At 60.9% G+C, this 16,694-nt stretch carries 18 protein-coding genes; 4 read left to right on the top strand and 14 right to left on the bottom strand.

What is annotated here, in order from left to right:
- Positions 1-65: 65 nt before the first annotated feature.
- The 14 genes from GST84_07520 to GST84_07455 form a co-directional block, all read right to left on the bottom strand.
- The gene (locus tag GST84_07520; protein ID XGB12218.1) at positions 66-1,649 is read right to left on the bottom strand and encodes a flagellar hook-associated protein 3; all 1,584 of its coding nucleotides are present in this window, start codon (positions 1,647-1,649) and stop codon (positions 66-68) included.
- Between the two features lie 13 nt (positions 1,650-1,662).
- The gene (flgK, locus tag GST84_07515) at positions 1,663-3,693 is read right to left on the bottom strand and encodes a flagellar hook-associated protein FlgK (protein XGB12217.1); all 2,031 of its coding nucleotides are present in this window, start codon (positions 3,691-3,693) and stop codon (positions 1,663-1,665) included.
- 12 nt (positions 3,694-3,705) lie between these two features.
- Positions 3,706-4,860, bottom strand: coding sequence for a flagellar assembly peptidoglycan hydrolase FlgJ (gene flgJ, locus GST84_07510; protein XGB12216.1), 1,155 nt, complete (start codon positions 4,858-4,860; stop codon positions 3,706-3,708).
- Between the two features lie 11 nt (positions 4,861-4,871).
- Positions 4,872-5,981 (bottom strand): flagellar basal body P-ring protein FlgI, encoded by a 1,110-nt coding sequence (gene flgI / locus GST84_07505; GenBank protein ID XGB12215.1) that lies wholly within the window; start codon positions 5,979-5,981, stop codon positions 4,872-4,874.
- A gap of 12 nt (positions 5,982-5,993) precedes the next feature.
- Positions 5,994-6,689 (bottom strand): flagellar basal body L-ring protein FlgH, encoded by a 696-nt coding sequence (gene flgH / locus GST84_07500; protein ID XGB12214.1) that lies wholly within the window; start codon positions 6,687-6,689, stop codon positions 5,994-5,996.
- A 36-nt stretch (positions 6,690-6,725) separates the two neighbouring features.
- Positions 6,726-7,511, bottom strand: coding sequence for a flagellar basal-body rod protein FlgG (gene flgG / locus GST84_07495; GenBank protein ID XGB12213.1), 786 nt, complete (start codon positions 7,509-7,511; stop codon positions 6,726-6,728).
- Between the two features lie 48 nt (positions 7,512-7,559).
- Positions 7,560-8,300 carry a flagellar hook-basal body complex protein gene (locus tag GST84_07490; protein ID XGB12212.1) on the bottom strand — a complete coding sequence of 247 codons (741 nt, stop codon included), beginning with the start codon at positions 8,298-8,300 and terminating at the stop codon, positions 7,560-7,562.
- Between the two features lie 192 nt (positions 8,301-8,492).
- Positions 8,493-8,678 carry a hypothetical protein gene (locus GST84_07485; protein XGB12211.1) on the bottom strand — a complete coding sequence of 62 codons (186 nt, stop codon included), beginning with the start codon at positions 8,676-8,678 and terminating at the stop codon, positions 8,493-8,495.
- Between the two features lie 70 nt (positions 8,679-8,748).
- A complete protein-coding gene (locus GST84_07480; protein ID XGB12210.1) occupies positions 8,749-10,104 on the bottom strand; it encodes a flagellar hook-basal body complex protein in 1,356 nt (451 codons plus the stop codon).
- Between the two features lie 31 nt (positions 10,105-10,135).
- A complete protein-coding gene (flgD, locus tag GST84_07475) occupies positions 10,136-10,840 on the bottom strand; it encodes a flagellar hook assembly protein FlgD (GenBank protein ID XGB12209.1) in 705 nt (234 codons plus the stop codon).
- Between the two features lie 15 nt (positions 10,841-10,855).
- Positions 10,856-11,299 carry a flagellar basal body rod protein FlgC gene (flgC, locus tag GST84_07470; protein XGB12208.1) on the bottom strand — a complete coding sequence of 148 codons (444 nt, stop codon included), beginning with the start codon at positions 11,297-11,299 and terminating at the stop codon, positions 10,856-10,858.
- A 2-nt stretch (positions 11,300-11,301) separates the two neighbouring features.
- Complete coding sequence (flgB, locus tag GST84_07465; protein ID XGB12207.1) at positions 11,302-11,712, bottom strand: flagellar basal body rod protein FlgB; 411 nt, start codon at positions 11,710-11,712, stop codon at positions 11,302-11,304.
- 489 nt (positions 11,713-12,201) lie between these two features.
- Positions 12,202-13,029 (bottom strand): methyltransferase domain-containing protein, encoded by an 828-nt coding sequence (locus tag GST84_07460; GenBank protein XGB12206.1) that lies wholly within the window; start codon positions 13,027-13,029, stop codon positions 12,202-12,204.
- A 52-nt stretch (positions 13,030-13,081) separates the two neighbouring features.
- Positions 13,082-14,011 carry a response regulator gene (locus GST84_07455; protein XGB12205.1) on the bottom strand — a complete coding sequence of 310 codons (930 nt, stop codon included), beginning with the start codon at positions 14,009-14,011 and terminating at the stop codon, positions 13,082-13,084.
- A 77-nt stretch (positions 14,012-14,088) separates the two neighbouring features.
- On the opposite strand from GST84_07455, the gene flgA reads away from it, so the two are divergent.
- The 4 genes from flgA (at position 14,089) to GST84_07435 (ending at position 16,660) form a co-directional block, all read left to right on the top strand.
- Positions 14,089-14,841, top strand: a complete 753-nt coding sequence (gene flgA / locus GST84_07450; protein ID XGB12204.1) for a flagellar basal body P-ring formation protein FlgA — start codon at positions 14,089-14,091, stop codon at positions 14,839-14,841.
- Between the two features lie 164 nt (positions 14,842-15,005).
- Positions 15,006-15,320 (top strand): flagellar biosynthesis anti-sigma factor FlgM, encoded by a 315-nt coding sequence (flgM, locus tag GST84_07445; protein ID XGB12203.1) that lies wholly within the window; start codon positions 15,006-15,008, stop codon positions 15,318-15,320.
- Between the two features lie 49 nt (positions 15,321-15,369).
- Complete coding sequence (locus GST84_07440; GenBank protein ID XGB12202.1) at positions 15,370-15,837, top strand: flagellar protein FlgN; 468 nt, start codon at positions 15,370-15,372, stop codon at positions 15,835-15,837.
- Between the two features lie 79 nt (positions 15,838-15,916).
- Positions 15,917-16,660, top strand: a complete 744-nt coding sequence (locus GST84_07435; GenBank protein ID XGB12201.1) for a pilus assembly protein PilZ — start codon at positions 15,917-15,919, stop codon at positions 16,658-16,660.
- Positions 16,661-16,694: the final 34 nt, after the last annotated feature.

The following is a 16,694-nucleotide window of genomic DNA, read 5'->3' as shown; positions in this document are numbered from 1 at the left end:
GAAGAAGTAGCGTGACCAGCGCCGAATGGGCTGGCACACGCCGGGTGACGCAAGAGGGGATGGAATCAGATGTAGTTGACCAACGACAAGCTGGCGACCTTGGCATAGGCCTGCAGCGACGCTTGCAGCATGTTGGTCTGCATCTGCAGGCGCAGCATCACTTCGGCCGGGTCGCTTTCGCGAATCGAACTCTGGGTCTTGGTGTTCTCCGTGCTCAGCGCCTCGTTGGTTTCGGCCTGCACATCCAGCGCCTGGCCTCGGCCACCGATCGCACTGACCGACGACGACACCTGGTTGGTGGCACTGGCGATGTTGCCAATGGCCGAATCCAGTGACGCGAGGAAGTTCTGCCGGGCCACCGGGTCGTTGTCCACTGGACTGGTCAGGGCGGTACGCAGCTTGCCGATGGTGTCGAGGATGTTCTGGGTCTGATGGGTATCGACCTTGACCGCGAACGAGTCCCCCGCGTTCGGTGCGCCAGACAGCTCGAAGCTGACCCCTGCCGCAGTGGCGGTAGTGCCGCCCGGCCCGCCCAGCGTACCCGAGGCCACCGGGCGGCTGTCAGCCGTGACCGGCGTGGCGTACAGCTCGAAGGTGCTGCTGCCGGTGAACTTGAGCACCGCGCCACCGCCCGGGAAAGCGGCCTTGTAGGCAGCCTGATCGGAGATGGTCGCGCTTGTCACCTGCTCGGCGGAGGTATTGCCAGGGCTGCGGGTGCCGGAAACCTCATCGGCCTTGGAACTCAGGCTGAAAGTATGCCCTGCAATAGCGGCATCTTCATTACCCTTGTCGCCGTCCTTGAAGGTGATGTCCAGGCGCAGATCGACACCGCGGAAGCTGATGCTGGTGTTATCGCCATTGGGGTCGAACTTGCCGTCCTGACCGGCCTCGAGCGTAACGTCATTGCCGTCGACGTCGGTGATCTTGTATTCGGTGCTGCTGAGGAATTCGATGGTGTACGGCTCGCCACTGCGGAAGCGATCGTTGTACAGGCTGTTGCCGGAAACCTGGCCGTTGGACAGGCTGACGCGGCCATCGTCGGTGGCCGGTGCGGTCAGGCTGGTCTGGCTGCGGCTGGTGTTCAGCGCCTGCTCGAAGGCATCGTAGCCGGTCTCGTTGGCGGCCAGGCTAAGCATGTCACCGACCTGCAGGTTGAGCTTGCCCTGGTCGCCTTGGTAGCTATAGGTACCATCGGCATTGCGCGCGTAAGGCGGGGTATCGCCCTTGGAACCAGAGAAAATGTACTTGCCGTTCTCGTCCTTGCTGTTCATCAACGAGAACAACTGGTCTTCCAGCGACGCCAGTTCATCGGCATTGGCCTTGCGATCGGCGTCGGTGAACGTACCGTTACCCGAGCTCACCGCAAGCTCGTTGACGCGCTGCAGAATGGTGCCAATGGAGTTCAGGGTGCTCTCGGCAGTGCCCAGGGCGTTGCGCACATTGACGATGTTGCCGCTGTATTGCTTGAGCATGTTCTGCTGCTGCTCAAGCTGCAGCAAACGCGCCGCGCCCACCGGATCGTCCTTGCCAGAGCGCACGCGGATACCATCGCTGGCTTCCTGCTGAGTCTTCACCGCCTTGGCAAAGTTGCTCTGATAGTTGGCACTGTTGGTGTTGTAGAACTGCGAAGTAGAAATGCGTACGCTCACGATCTACGGCTCCTTAAAGACTGTTGATCAGGGTGGCGAAGGTTTCCTGGGCCGCCTTGATGATCTGCGACGACGCGGTGTAGTACTGCTGAAACTTGATCAGATTGCCGGTCTCTTCATCGATCGACACGCCCGACAGGCCATTGCGGCTGTCCAGCGCGGAGGTGTGCAGCGCGTTGGTCGCATCACTGTCCATTTGTGCCTGTCCGGCCTTGCCGCCAACGTTAGAGACCAGCTTGGCGTAGGCATCGGTTAAGCTGATGCCCTTGCCGTCGGCACCCACCTCGACCGTGGACTTGGTCTGCAGGTCGATCACCGACTGGGCGTTGCGGTTGTCCGCCGAGCCTGCGCCGGCCAGCGCGACGGTATAGCTGTCGCCATTTTTCGGCGCACCAGAAACGCTCATCTCGAAGGTGAAGTTGCCACCCAGCGGATTGCCGCTGCCATCAACCATCGGCACCGACAGTTGCAGCTTGTTTTCCTGGCCCGGCACGATGGTGCCGCTGCCGATCTCGGTGCCCTTGGCGTCGTACATCTTGTAGGCCTGGGGCGAGCTGGTGTCGTCGCCAAACACCAGTTTGACCGGGGTCGAATACTTCAGGCCCGTCTGCAGTTGCGAACGCTGGGCGGCGTCATAGATGTCCATTTCCGAGGTCAGCGTCGGCTGGGTGATGACGCCGGTACCTTTGTTGCCCGATCCATTGGTAGCGGTCAGCGGCGAAGCCAAGGCCAGGCGCTTTGGGTCGGTCAGGACAGTATCGATTCCTGCGGCCGCATTGCGGGTCGGGGTGATCTTGAAGCTGTCACCAGCACTGAGGCCACCGCCATTGAGCGACAGGGTGAAACCGTCGATTACCGGAGGCGGCGTGTCGGTGAGGTCGAAGCTGCCCATGTCGGTGCCTTCAGGCAACTTGCGCACGCTGTAGCCAGTGGCGCTGGTGAAGGTCACCTGGTAGTCGCTGGTGCTCAGCTTGCCGGTGTCCTTGATGGTCACGTCGAGGTTGCCGGAGCCGGCGCTGTTGCCGGTCTTGGCGACACTGCGCTGGCTGATGGCCGCGGCGCTGTTGATGTCACCGAACAGGGTGGCACCGAACTCACCGTTCTTGTCGATGCCTTGGGCCAGCTGGCTGTTGATCGCATCCGCCACCACCAGGGCCACGCGGCCCAGCTCGTTGAGCGCGGGGTCGAGGGTTTCCTTGCGGTAACGGATCAAGCCGCCCAGCTCGCCACCGCTGGCGCTGCTGGTGATGTCCATCTTGGTCGAGCCGCGATTGAGGATAAGACTCATGCGGGTCGGGTCGGTCGCGCTCGGCTCCACACCCAAGGTCTGGGTCGTCTTGCCCAGTACCAGGGCCTGGCCGTTCTTCAGGTAGATGTCGTAGTTGCCTTCACGCTCGACCACATCGGTGCCAATCAACTTGCTCAGCTCACGCACTGCACCATCGCGCTGGTCGAGCAGGTCGTTGGGCTGGCCGGAGATGGAGCTGACGCGGGAAATCTGGTCGTTGAGCTCAGCGATGGTCTTGGTCAGGTTATTCACCTGATCAGCCATCGACGCCATGTTGGCGTTGATGTCGCTGTTCTGCTGGTTGAGCTGCGCCGACAGGGTGTTGAAGCGCTTGGCCAGGGACTGCGCGCTGGTCAGCAGCAGTTGGCGCGAGGCGTCCTCGGTCGGCTTGGCGGCAGCATCCTGCATGGCGCTGAAGAAGCTTTTCAGGGCAGCAGTGATACCGGTGTCGCTGCTCGACAGGGCGGTGTCCAGCGGCGTGATCTGGTTCAGGTACGAGCTGGCATCGCTGCTCAGCGAGGTGGTGCTGCGCAGCTGGTTCTCGAGGAACGCGTTGTAAACCCGGCGCACATCCGCCAGGGTGGTACCACTGCCAATGAACACCTGGCCGACCTGCTGGCCGCCCTTGGTCTTCTGCACGTTCTGCTGGCGCGAGTAGCTTTCGACATCGGCGTTGGCGATGTTGTTACCGAGGGTGTACATCCCCGATTGCGCGGCGCCAAGCCCCGACATACCAATGTTGATCAGACTCGCCATGGTTCCATGCCCTTAAAGTTTCGTTGCGGTATCGAGCATTGCGTAGTGCTCGTACGACTTCATCTGTCTTGCGATCTGCGAGATCTTGCTGGCGTAATTCGGGTCGGTGGCGTACCCGGCCTTTTGCAACTCTTGCACGAACTGTTCCGGTTTATCGGCGGCCTTCACCGCATCTTGATAGCGCGAATTGTTCTGTAGCAGGCTGACCAGATCGTGGAAGCTGTCCTGGTAGGAATCGTAGGAGCGGAACGCCGCCGTTTCCTTGACGAACTGGCCATCGCGGAACTCGCTGGTGATCGCCCGCGCCTCGCCGCCTTCCCAATTACCGGTCGCCTTGATGCCGAACAGGTTGTGGCTGCTGCTGCCATCGGTGTTGCGCATGACCGACTTGCCCCAACCGGTTTCCAAGGCGGCCTGCGCCACCAGGTAGCGTGGGTCGATACCAATGCGTTTGGCCGCCTGCTCGGCCATCGGCAGCATGGTGGCGACGAACTCGTCGCTGTCGGCAAAAGCTTTTTTCGGCGCCAGCGGTGGCTGGGCCACGGCGCGCCCGACAATGCGCAGACCGGTGTCCGGCACAGCGAAGGCCTTGGCCACTTGCTGGCCGTCACGGGCAGGCACAGTGGCGGTATTTGCAGTGGCCGCCGACGGCACGATACCGGCCAGCAGGCGATCGGTGAGCTTGCTCGGCAGCGCCAGACGACGCGAGTTAAGTGCAGCGACGTCGTTGCGGGTGGCGGTCGACTGGGTGGCATGCACGGGCTCGGCCACCTTGTTGCCCCACAGCGCCGGGGCGTTGCCCTCGATACGTGGAAACGGGCTGGTGCTGGCCTGGCCGGCCTTTTTCTTCGACAGCTGGCGCACCAGCACATCCTGCAGGCCAATACCACCGCCCTCGCGGGACATGCTCACGGCCAACTGCTGGTCGTACATGTCGCGGTACTGCTTCACCGTTTCAGTGTTCATCGGGTTGTCGTCGGCCAGCACATCACTGGCCTTGCGCGAAGCCTTGAGCATTTCGCTGATGAACAGCGATTCGAACTCCTGGGCTACCTTGCGCACGTTGGCGTCACTGTCGCGATCGCCATGCTTGAGCGAACTCAAGCGGTTGAGGTCGGTGTAGGCACCGCTGTCGGCACCACCGGAAACCAGGCTTTTGCTGTTCATCCGCACCGTCCTCAGATCACGATCAGGTCGGCCTGCAAGGCGCCGGCCTGTTTCAGGGCTTCGAGGATCGCCATCAGGTCGCCGGGCGCTGCGCCCACCTGGTTCACCGCGCGGACGATCTCATCCAGCGTGGTGCCCGGGCCGAACTTGAACATCGGTTTGGCTTCCTGCTCGGCATTGACCCGCGAACGTGGCACCACGGCGGTCTGGCCGTTGGAGAGCGGCCCGGGCTGGCTGACGATCGGGTCTTCGGTAATGGTCACGGTCAGGCTGCCGTGGGTTACCGCCGCCGGCGACACCTTGACGTTCTGGCCGATGACGATAGTGCCGGTACGCGAGTTGATGATGACCTTGGCCACCGCCTGGCCCGGGTCGATTTCGAGGTTTTCGAGGATCGACAGATAATCCACACGCTGGCTTGGGTCCATCGGCGCGCTGACCCGCACCGAACCCCCGTCCAAAGCCTGGGCCACGCCAGGGCCGAGCAGGTCGTTGACCTTGTCCACGATACGCTTGGCGGTCGTGAAGTCGGGGCGATTGAGGTTCAGGGTCAGGGTATTGCCCTGGTTGAAGCCGCTCGGCACCGCACGCTCGACGCTGGCACCACCCGGAATACGGCCGGCGGACGGCACGTTGACAGTGATCTTCGAGCCATCACGACCCTCGGCGTCAAAGCCGCCCACGACCAGGTTGCCCTGGGCAATGGCGTAGACATTGCCGTCGATACCCTTGAGCGGGGTCATCAACAGGCTGCCGCCGCGCAGGCTCTTCGAGTTACCGATCGAAGACACGGTAATGTCCACCACCTGGCCCGGCTTGGCGAACGGCGGCAGGTCGGCATGCACCGACACTGCGGCAACGTTCTTCAACTGCACGTTGCCGGAACCGGCCGGCACCTTGATGCCGAACTGCGACAGCATGTTGTTGAAGGTTTGCAGGGTGAACGGTGTCTGGGTGGTCTGGTCACCCGTGCCATTGAGGCCCACCACCAGGCCGTAACCAATCAACTGGTTGGAGCGTACGCCAGAGATGCTGGCAATGTCCTTCAGGCGCTCGGCCTGGGCAGCGAAGGCGCAGGACAAAAGCAGGGTTGCGGCAATCAGCTGCCTTACGTTGAACATGGTCATCCGTACTCAGAAAGGCCAAAGCGGGCTGATGAAGAAGCGGTCCAGCCACCCGGGCTGGCTGGCATCGGCGAACGAGCCCGTACCGGAATAGGTGATGCGCGCGTCGGCCACGCGAGTGGACGGCACGGTGTTGTCAGTGGCGATATCGTCAGCGCGGACCATGCCGGCAATGCGCACCAGCTCTTCACCAGTGTTCAAGGTCAGCCACTTTTCGCCGCGCACGGCGATGATGCCGTTGGGGAGCACTTCGGCTACGGTCACGGTAATCGAGCCGGTCAGGGTGTTGCCCTGGGTGGCCTTGCTGTCACCCTTGGTGGCGCGCTCGCCGCTGTAGCCGGCCTCCAGCGACAGGTCACCACTGCCAAACGGGTTGTTGGTGTTCGGCGTGGTGCCGAACAATGACGTCAGGCCGATGTTGGCATTGCTGTTCTTCTGGATCTGCGAACCTGCGTTCTTGCTGGCCGAGGTTCTCTCGTTGAGGGTGACGGTAATGATGTCACCCACCCGGAACGCCTTGCGGTCGCTGTACAGGTTCTGTTCGAAACCGGCCTGGTAGATCGAACCGTTGTTGGCCGCTGCCGGCAATGGGGTGCGCGGCAACACCGGCGCATAGTACGGGTCGTTGGGCCTGGGCGTCGGCGCGACGCAACCTGCCAGCAACACCGCCCCCCCCAGGGCGAAAACGGACAACAGACGATTCATGACACTTACCTCACGGGCGCAGCTGAGTGACAGGGTTTAGAGCTGTTGAGTAACGAACGACAGCATCTTGTCGGCCGTGGAAATGACTTTGGAGTTCATCTCGTAGGCACGCTGGGTGGTGATCATGTTCACCAGCTCTTCCACGGTGCTGACGTTGGAGTTCTCCAGCGTCTGCTGCAGGGTGGTGCCAAAACCGTTCAGGCCCGGGGTACCGACCTGGGGTGCGCCACTGGCAGCGGTTTCCAGGAACAGGTTGTTACCCATCGCCTGCAAGCCAGCCGGGTTGATGAAATCGGCGGTCTGAATATTGCCGATAACCTGCGCAGCCGGGTTGCCGGCGGTGGTGATCGACACGGTGCCGTCCTGGCCGACAGTGAAGGTCTGGGCGTCGTTCGGCACCACGATGGCAGGCTCCAGCGCCAGGCCATCGGCGTTGACGATCTGGCCGTCGGAGTTCAGGTGGAAGGTACCGTCGCGGGTGTAGGAAACGGTGCCGTCAGGTTGCAGGATCTGGAAGAAACCACGGCCATTGACGGCCATGTCCAACGGGTTTTCCGTGGTCTGCAAGCTGCCGGTCTGGAAGTTTTTCTGCGTGCCGACAATGCGCACGCCGGTACCGACCTGCAGGCCCGACGGCAACTCGCTGTCCTGGGTCGACTGCGCGCCTGGCTGACGCTTGATCTGGTACAGCAGGTCCTGAAATTCGGCACGATCACGCTTGAAGCCGGTGGTTGAGACGTTGGCCAAGTTGTTGGAGATGACCGTCAGGTTGGTGTCCTGTGCGGACAGGCCGGTTTTAGCGACCCAGAGAGCCGGAAGCATTTAGTGTTCTCCTCGTGCGCCTGATTTACGGCACCCGTTCAAATGTGGTTAGCCGATTTGCAAAACACGCGCCATGGCTTCGTCGCCTTCCTTGGCCGCGTTCATCATCTTGACGTGCAGTTCGAACTGGCGGGACAGCGCCAGCACAGAGGTCATTTCTTCGACAGCGTTGACGTTGCTGCCCTGCAGGAAACCTGACACCACCCGCACGTTGACGTCAGCATCCGCGGGTTGGCCGGACGCGGTGTGAATCAGCCCGTCCTGGCCTTTGGTCAGGCCTTTGGTGTCGGGGTTGACCAGCTTGATGCGATCAACCTCCGCCATCACGCGCGGGTCCTCGCCCATGGAGCGGATGCTGATGGTGCCATCGGAGCCGACTTCGACCTTCTGCTCGGGCGGGATGGCAATGGGGCCGCCATTGCCAAGCACAGGCATACCGTTGCCGGCACGCAACACCCCGAGAGCATCGATGTTCAGGCTACCGGTACGCACATACGCTTCGCTGCCATCTGGCGCCTGCACGGCGATAAAACCGTTACCGCTTACGGTCACATCCAGGTCACGGCCGGTTTCCACCATCGGGCCTTCACTGAAGTCGGTGCCCGGGCGCTCGGTCATGGCAAAGGCACGCGCCGGAAAGCTGTCACCGAACACAGGCATCGAGCGCGCCTGCTCCAGGTCTCGCTGGAAACCGTTGGTGGAAATGTTCGCCAGGTTGTTAGCGTGCGCCTTCTGCGCCAGCGCATTCTGGCTGGCACCGGTCATGGCCACGTAAAGCATCTTGTCCACAGTCATCCTCCGCTGCACTGGCGATCGCTTGCCGCTCGCCGTTGCTGTACTGGCTCTAAAGCAAGTTCCGAACCAACTTTCCGAAATCGAGAAAAAGCCCGTGAATACGGGCTTTCGCAGGTGCCGCCGGTGTGTTGAACGCCGGTTATCCGGCGCCTGGTTGCCGATGACGGCAAACCTGCACCGGCCTCCTCAAGGCTCACGACAACCACCATTGCTGTAGGGACCGGCGAATTTCTTCCAGCCATCGCCTGGCGACCATTGCGAGCAGACCAGTCGCCCATCCACCTGGCTTTCCCAACGCCACCAGGGCGCGGTACCGGCATGGGCCTGGTACAGGCAAAAAGTAGCGATCAATGTGACAAAAAGCCGTTTCATGCCCCCTCCGGCAAAGACGACGAACCCCTTCGCGACAAAGGGGTTCATCCACACACTCAACCAGAAACCATCAGGCCATCTGAATGATGGTCTGCATGATGGTGCTTTCGGTGGAGATCGTCTTGGCGTTCGCCTGGTAGTTGCTCTGCGCCTTGATCAGCTCGACCAACTCCTGCGTCAGGTTCACGTTCGAGCCTTCCAGCGCGTTGGACTCGACGCTGCCCAGGGTACCGGTCTTCGGCGCATCGATGCCCGGAATACCGGAGGTGTAGGTTTCCGTCCAGCGGGTACCACCGATCTGCTGCAGGCCCTGCTCGTTGGCGAAGCTGGCCAGGGCTACCTGACCAATGGCGCGGGATTGCTGGTTGCTGAAGCTGGCGAACAGCACGCCCGTCGAGTCGATGCTAAGGCTCGACAGAATACCGGTCGCGTAACCGTCCTGCGACTGCGACATGCGCGCGGTCTCGGTGTTGTAGGAGGAGGTGCTGTTCATCGCCAGGCGCATGCCATCGGCGTTGCCAACTGCGCCATTCGACGCCCAGTTACCTGCAGAGTCTTCCACCGCCGGCACCCAGCCAGTCATGGTGAAGGTATTGTTGTTCACCGTGAACGAAGCGCCCGCCGGGTGCCCGGTGTTATCGGCAGTCATGCTGCTGACCGAACCATCGCTGTTGAAACTGATGGTGCCGGTCAGCGGCACAGTGGAGGCCGGGTCGAACGGGTTGCGTCCGTCTACCAAGGTGTACATGGTCCACTCATTGGTGCCAGTCTTGCGATAGAACTGCTCCATGGTGTGCTCGTTACCCTGACTGTCGTAGACCTTGGTCGGGAACGACTTGGTGTACGTCGTCTGATCGGAAGGATCGAACGGCAGGTTCGGCACCATCGCACCACTACCATCGTCGACTTCCAGCGGGATGTCGGCGGCCGAAGAATTCAGGTTGATGCCCTGATCGATCAGCGATGTTGCCTTTGGCTGCAGCGCAGACGTATCGATCTGCAGATCGGTCAGCACGCCCTTCTGGATCTTGCCAGTCGAGTCGGCGGCATAGCCCTGCAGGCGCAGGCCGTCCGAGGTAATCACGAAGTTGTCCTTGCTGGCCTGGAAAGCACCCGCACGGGTGTAAACACGCGAGCCGTTATCGGACAGCACGAAGAAGCCCTGCCCCTGAATCCCCATATCCAGCACGTTGCCGGTGGTGTTGACGTCACCCTGGGTGAACTGCTGGGAAACGGCTGCCAGGCGCACCCCGTTACCCACCTGGTTCTTGCCAACACCCAGGCGGTTGGAGCCTGCGTAGACATCGGCGAACTCGGCACGCGACGACTTGAAGCCGGTGGTGTTGACGTTGGCGATGTTGTTGCCGGTGACATCCAGCTGCTTGTTTGCTGCGTACAGACCGCTAAGGCCGATATTGAAAGACATGAATTCGCTCCTTTTGCCGCACTAGCGGGCCTTAGATACCGATGGTTTGCACGTCGGAGAGGGACACTTTGCCAACACCGGCAAGGTTGAGCACCATTTCGCCGGCGGCGCTGAAGCTGACGCTTGTCACCTTGGCCGGCAGCAATGTGCTCATCTGCACCGACTTGCCGTCCACCGTGGTGCTGGCGGTGAAGGTGTAGGTGCCAGGGTCGACTTTCTCGCCACTGTTGTTGGTACCGTCCCAGATGAAATCGGCGTAACCGGCTTTCTGCTCGCCCAACTCGATGGTCTTGACGGTGTTGCCGTCCTTGTCCTTGATGGTGATCTTCGCTTCGCCGATAGCTTGCGGCACAACGAACTGCGCATTGAAGCTTTCGGCGGTGTCGACCACGGCCTTGTCGTTCTGCACCACCACCGAACGCCCAACCAGTGACGACGCCTGCAAGGCCTGGGACGAGGCCATGGAGCCGGTAATGGCACTGACCGACTCGTTCAGCGAGGTAATACCTTCGAGGCTGCTGAACTGTGCCAACTGGGCAACGAACTCACCGTTGTCCTGCGGGTCCAGCGGGTTCTGGTGCTGCATCTGGGTGACCAGCAGCTGCAGAAAGGCATCTTTGCCGAGCGAATCGTTGCCGGTCTTGGATGCGGTGTCCGTGGTCTTCTTGGTGCTAGTGCCCACACCCGACGCCGACAGCACGTCATTGAGGTTCACACCGTTAGTATCGATTGCCATGCTCTGAATTCCTTATCACTGCCCCAGGGTCAGCACTTTCTGCATCATGCTCTTGGCCGTGTTCATCAGCTCGGCATTGGTCTGAAACGCGCGGCTGGCGGAGATCATGTCAGCCATCTCCTCGACCACGTTGACATTCGGGTAGTAGACGTAGCCGTCCTTGTTCGCCGCCGGGTGATTCGGCTCGTAGCGTGCTTCCAGAGTGCTTTGGTCTTCGACGATGCCTTTTACCTGCACACCCTGCCCTGCCTCGCCCTGGTCTTCGAACAGCGACTGGCTACTGCCGGCCTGCGCATTCTGGAAGGTGGTGGCGAACACCGGGTGACGGGCGCGATACGTCTGGTCGATGCTCGAAGACACGGTCTCGGCGTTGGCGATGTTGGACGCCACGGTGTTCAGGCGCGTGTTCTGTGCACTCATGCCGCTACCGGCAATGTTGAAGACACTGGAAAGGGACATGGTCATTCTCCCCGCAGGGCGGAAACCAGCCCTTTGAATTTACTGTTGAGCAAGGTAAAGCTGGCCTGGAAGCCAATCGCGTTTTCCGTGTAGTTCGATTGCTCGATCTGCGCATCCACGGTGTTCTGGTCGATCGACGGCTGCAGCGGCGTGCGGTATTTGAGGGTTTCATCAGCCATGGCCAGGCCCTCAGCCTCGATGTGCCGGCTGTTGGTACGATCAAGGCTGAAGCGGCCGCCGCTCTGCTGCTTGTCGCTTTCGGCTGCGAGCACCGAGGCGAAGTCCATGTCACGCGCCTTGTAGTTGGGCGTGTCGGCGTTGGCGATGTTGTTGGCCAGCACTTCAGCGCGTTGGGCGCGGAAGCCCAGAGCCTTTTCGTGAATACCAAGCGCCTTGTCGAAGCTGATGCTCATGTCAGGGAAACCTTCAGAGGTTGACCGGAATTTCGTTGAGCAAGGTATAGCAAGGGCTGTGCCAACCAACGAAAAGCCCGGAAATACGGGCCTGCGGGGCGAGGTGGTGTCAGAGTGATGCCAGAAAAGCGGCAAAGGACTTCCGCCTTGGGCCGCAAAAGCGGCAATTGCCGGGCGGCAAAAGCGGCAAAACAAAAAATTGACGTCATTGTTCGGCGACAGAAGGGTTTCGCCTGGGAGATCGAGCGCCGCCCGCGCGGCGCATCGCGAGCTGCGCTCGCTCCCACGTTTGTTTCGGGCCAATTATTCCTGTGGGATTTGCGCGCGAACGCCTGGGTGCATGGCTCGATATCGCGCAGTACAAACAAGGCGGTCGCGCGCGTCTGCAACAGGGATACCGGCCCGAAACAAACGTGGGAGCGAGCGCAGCTCGCGATGCACCGCGCGGGCGGCGCTCGATCTCACAAACGCCCCCCTTCAAGGCATACCTTACTTGGCCTGGTAGATGATCCCCGGACTGCACTGCACCATCTGGTAATGGTCAGGCAGCCCGTTCAGGGCTTCGGAAGCCCCGAGGAACAGATACCCACCCGGCTTCAAGGTACTGTGAATACGCAAGAGAATGTCCTTCTTCACCTGCGCCGAGAAATAGATCAGCACATTGCGGCAGAACACGATGTCGAACTTGCCCAGACTGGCATAACTGTCGAGCAGGTTGAACGAGCGGAATTCGACACGGCTGCGAATCGCTGGCTTGACCGCCCAGCGCCCCGGCCCCTTGGGGTCGAAGTAGCGCTGCAGGCGCTCCTGGGACAAGCCGCGGGCAATCGCCAGGCTGTCGTATTCGCCGGTCTTGCAGTTGGTCAGCATGGTGCCGGAGAGATCGGTGGCGACGATCTGCGCCCCCATCTTCAACTGGCCAAGGTTGCTGCGCTCGAACTCGTCGATTGCCATCGAGATGGAATACGGCTCCTGCCCCGACGAACAGGCCGCCGACCACATGCGCAGGCGCTGGCCGGGGTTGTTGCGGATGAATTCGGGGATCACCTTGTTCTTCAGCACTTCGAACGGATAGGTGTCGCGAAACCAAAGGGTCTCGTTGGTGGTCATGGCATCGACCACCTGCTCGCGCAAGCCGCCGCGCGGCTGGGCCTGAATGCGCTGCACCAGCTCACCCAGGCTCTTGATGCCCTGTTGTTCCATCAGCTTGTTGAGACGGCTGGAAACCAGATACTGCTTATTCTCGCCCAGCAGGATGCCACAGGCTTTCTCCAGGAAGACCCGGAACTGTTCGAAATCCAAATTACCCGTAGACACTACTGCCGCCTCTTTTCAATCACTGGTGCCAGGGGGCATGCCCCCGGCTGCTTCAATGCGCTGCTTTGATCCGGTCGACCACCCGTTGGGCCAGGTCGTCCGGCTTGAACTTGGCCAGGAAGTCATCGGCACCGACCTTTTTGACCATTGCCTGGTTGAACACCCCGGAAAGCGAAGTATGCAGGCAGATGTGCAACTTTTGCATGCGCGGATCGCTGCGAATCTCCGCGGTTAGCGTATAGCCATCCATTTCCGGCATTTCAATGTCCGAGATCATCATCAGGAACTCTTCTTCCGGCTTTTTGCCCTCATCCACCAGCTGACGCAGGTAGTTCAGAGCCTGACGGCCATCATTGAGCGCCACCACCTCGACCCCTACGGTCTGCAGGCAACGGCTGACTTGCTTGCGCGCCACCGACGAGTCGTCGACGGTCAGCACCCGCATCAACACCGCCTTGTCCTGCACCTCGGCATCGATCACACCGGCCGATACCGACTCGGACGACGGCGACACTTCGGCCAGCACCTTCTCCACGTCGATGATCTCGACCATGCGTTTGTCCACCCGGGTGACCGCGGTCAGGTAGTGATCACGGCCAGTACCCTTGGGTGGCGGATGGATCTCTTCCCAGTTCATGTTGACGATGCGCTCCACCGAATGCACCAGGAAACCTTGGGTCTTGGTGTTGTACTCGGTGATGATCACGAAGCTGTTGCGCGTGTCTTCCTGCAGCGGCCGCAACCCGGTGGCCATCGACAAGTCGAGGATCGGGATGGTCGCCCCGCGAATATTGGCAACGCCACGCACCACAGGGTGCGCCTTGGGCAGCAAGGTCAGCGCAGGGCATTGCAGTACTTCCCTGACCTTGAACACATTGATGCCGTAAAGCTGTTCGCCATTGAGGCGGAACAGCAGCAATTCCAGGCGATTCTGCCCCACCAGCTGCGTGCGCTGGTTGACCGAATCCATAACACCCGCCATGCCAGACTCCTTAACGTTTCAGCCTTTCGTTGCCACTCAGGTAGCGAGTCGGCACGGGCTTTGCTTTTTTGAGTGTCATGCACACGAAAACGACATTTTCCCGACGATTGACACGCCTGCTGACTGGCCCGCTGGCCACGCTGTGCCTGCTGATGCCCGGCGTTCGCACGGTAGCGGACGCGTTCACCTTGCCTGAACAGCTTATCGGTGTCACCCAAGGGTTTCTTGAATTCACCGTTGAAGATTACCTGTCCACCACCCAGACTGCCGGGCGCTATGAAATCCAGGTCAACCCGCTGGACCCACGCCTGCGCATGCCGTTGTGCAGCCAGCAGCTGGACGCCTCACTGGAAAGCCCGGCCAAGCCACTGGGCAGGGTGACGGTAAGGATACGCTGCAACGGCGCAGCACCGTGGACGGTATTTGTGCCGGCCACCGTACGACTTTTCCGCGACGTGGTGGTGGTAACCCGACCGCTCAAGCGCGACAACACGGTCGGCGAAGGTGACGTGGCCCTGCGCGAACGCGACGTCGGCACCCTGGGCCAGGGCTTTCTGACCGAGCTGGACCAGGTGGTGGGCATGAAGATGCTGCGCCCCACGGTGATCGACCAGGTGCTCACACCGCAACACCTGGAACAGGCCGAGGTGGTGCGCAAGGGTGATCATGTGGTGATCATTGCCCGTAGTGGTGGCCTGAGCGTGCGCATGCCGGGCGAAGCCCTGAGCAAGGGCGGCCTGAGCGAGCAGATCCGGGTACGCAACCTCAACTCCAAACGCGTGGTCAAGGCCAGGGTGACCGGCCCCGGCCAGGTCGAGGTCAGTATGTAGGCCAGCCACCAGATTACGCTGGCAGTGAGGAACCGCTTTTCCTAAACTGTGTCAGAACACGGGTTCGCGGGCTTGCCGACAGGCGGCAACGCATTTGTGCCTAAAGTTTATATCGGGTTGGCCGAAAACAAGGCAAGCGTCCAAATACCCAGAGGTTTCTGATCATGGTCATCGACTTCAGTCGCATGAATAACTCTCCGTCCGTCACGGGCGGCGTGCGCAGCAACACCGCGTCCGGCAGCGCCGAAAAACCGGCAGCTCGCCAGGAAGCGGCAAGCGCCACCAGCGCCAGCGGAGAAGCGGTACACCTCAGCCAGGAGGCCCAGCAGTTGCAGAAGGTCAGCGACAAGCTGCGCGACGAGCCGGTGGTCAACAGCGCCCGCGTGGCCCAGTTGAAACAGGCGATCGCCGACGGCAGCTACCAGGTCGATGCCGGCCGGGTCGCCAGCAAACTGCTTGATTTCGAAGCCCAGCGCTGACCGTACGGCGCGCTGACTTCACGGACGCCAGAAAAGCCAAGAGTTAGCCATGCACGACACCACCTTGCTGCAACTGATCGAAGATGACATTGCCCCGATGCAGGAACTGCTCGACCTTCTGAAAAAGGAGTCTGTAGCCCTGCATGGCCGCGATATGGCACCGCTGGAAGATATTCTGGCTCGCAAGCAGTCTTTGATCGTGTTGCTGGAGCAGCAAGGCCTGCGGCGCAACAACCTGCTTACCAGCCTTGGCCTGAGCGCAGATCGCGCCGGAGTGGAGGCTGTGGCGGCACAATCGCCCAACGGTGAATTGATCCTGCAACAACTCAACGTGATCAGCCAATTGATGCAAGCCTGCCAACAGCTTAACGAGACCAATGGCCGGATCATCCAGGTGCAGCAACACGTCACCAACAACCAGATCCGCATCCTTCAGGGCGGCGATTCGCCTTCGCTCTATGACAGCCGTGGCAGCACCTCGCCCCTGGCCAAGCCACGCGCGCTCAGCCAAGTGTGATTTTTCTATCAAGGCACAGAACATAGTGGCAAAATGCCGTTACTTGCGTGTGTCGCTTTTGCCTGGAGAACGATAAGCTGTGTTCAATGAATCCGATGCTCCGCAACCACCCAAGGTGTTGAGCACCCCCTTGGAGATTGCGGCCAACTTGCGGCAGCTGCAGGAAAGCCACGACCCCCTGATCATTACCTTCCATGAGCGCAGCCAGCGCTTCCAGAGCTATGTGGTGCGCGTGGACCGCGAAAGCAATACCCTGGCACTGGACGAGATGATCCCCCGTGACGGCGAGAAATTCATCGAGAACGGCGAGCACTTCCGCGTCGAAGGCTTCCACGATGGTGTGCGCATCGCCTGGGAGTGCGATCACGAGTTGAAAATCAGCGAGGTCGACGGCCACCGCTGCTACAGCGGCGCCCTGCCGCAAGAGATGACCTACCACCAGCGCCGCAATGCCTTCCGCGCCGCACTGAAGCTATCGCAGCTGGTCGACATCATCCTCGACGGCGCCCACCTCAAAGGCAACGGTGCCCTGCGAGGCAAGCTGCTGGATATCTCGGCCACCGGCTGCAAACTGCGCTTCGAAGGCAATGTCGAAGACCGCTTGCAACTGGGCCAGGTGTATGAGCGTTTCAAGGCGGGCAACCCGCTGGGCCTGGTGGATACCATGGTCGAGCTGCGTCATCTGCACTATGAAGAGCGCATCAACACCACTTTTGCCGGCGTGCGCTTCCACAACCTGAGCGGGCAGGCTCAACGCAAGATCGAGAGTTTTGTGTACCAGCTGCAGCGTGAGGCGCGGCGGTTCGACAAGGACGATTATTGATCGTCAGTCGGTAAAACAGAAAACGCCACCTGCT

Origin of the sequence: Pseudomonas putida, from assembly GCA_041879295.1 — a bacterium.
Lineage (GTDB): Bacteria > Pseudomonadota > Gammaproteobacteria > Pseudomonadales > Pseudomonadaceae > Aquipseudomonas > Aquipseudomonas putida_Y.
Note: the sequence above shows the minus strand (reverse complement) of the source record. Positions and strands in the feature narration are given on the sequence as shown.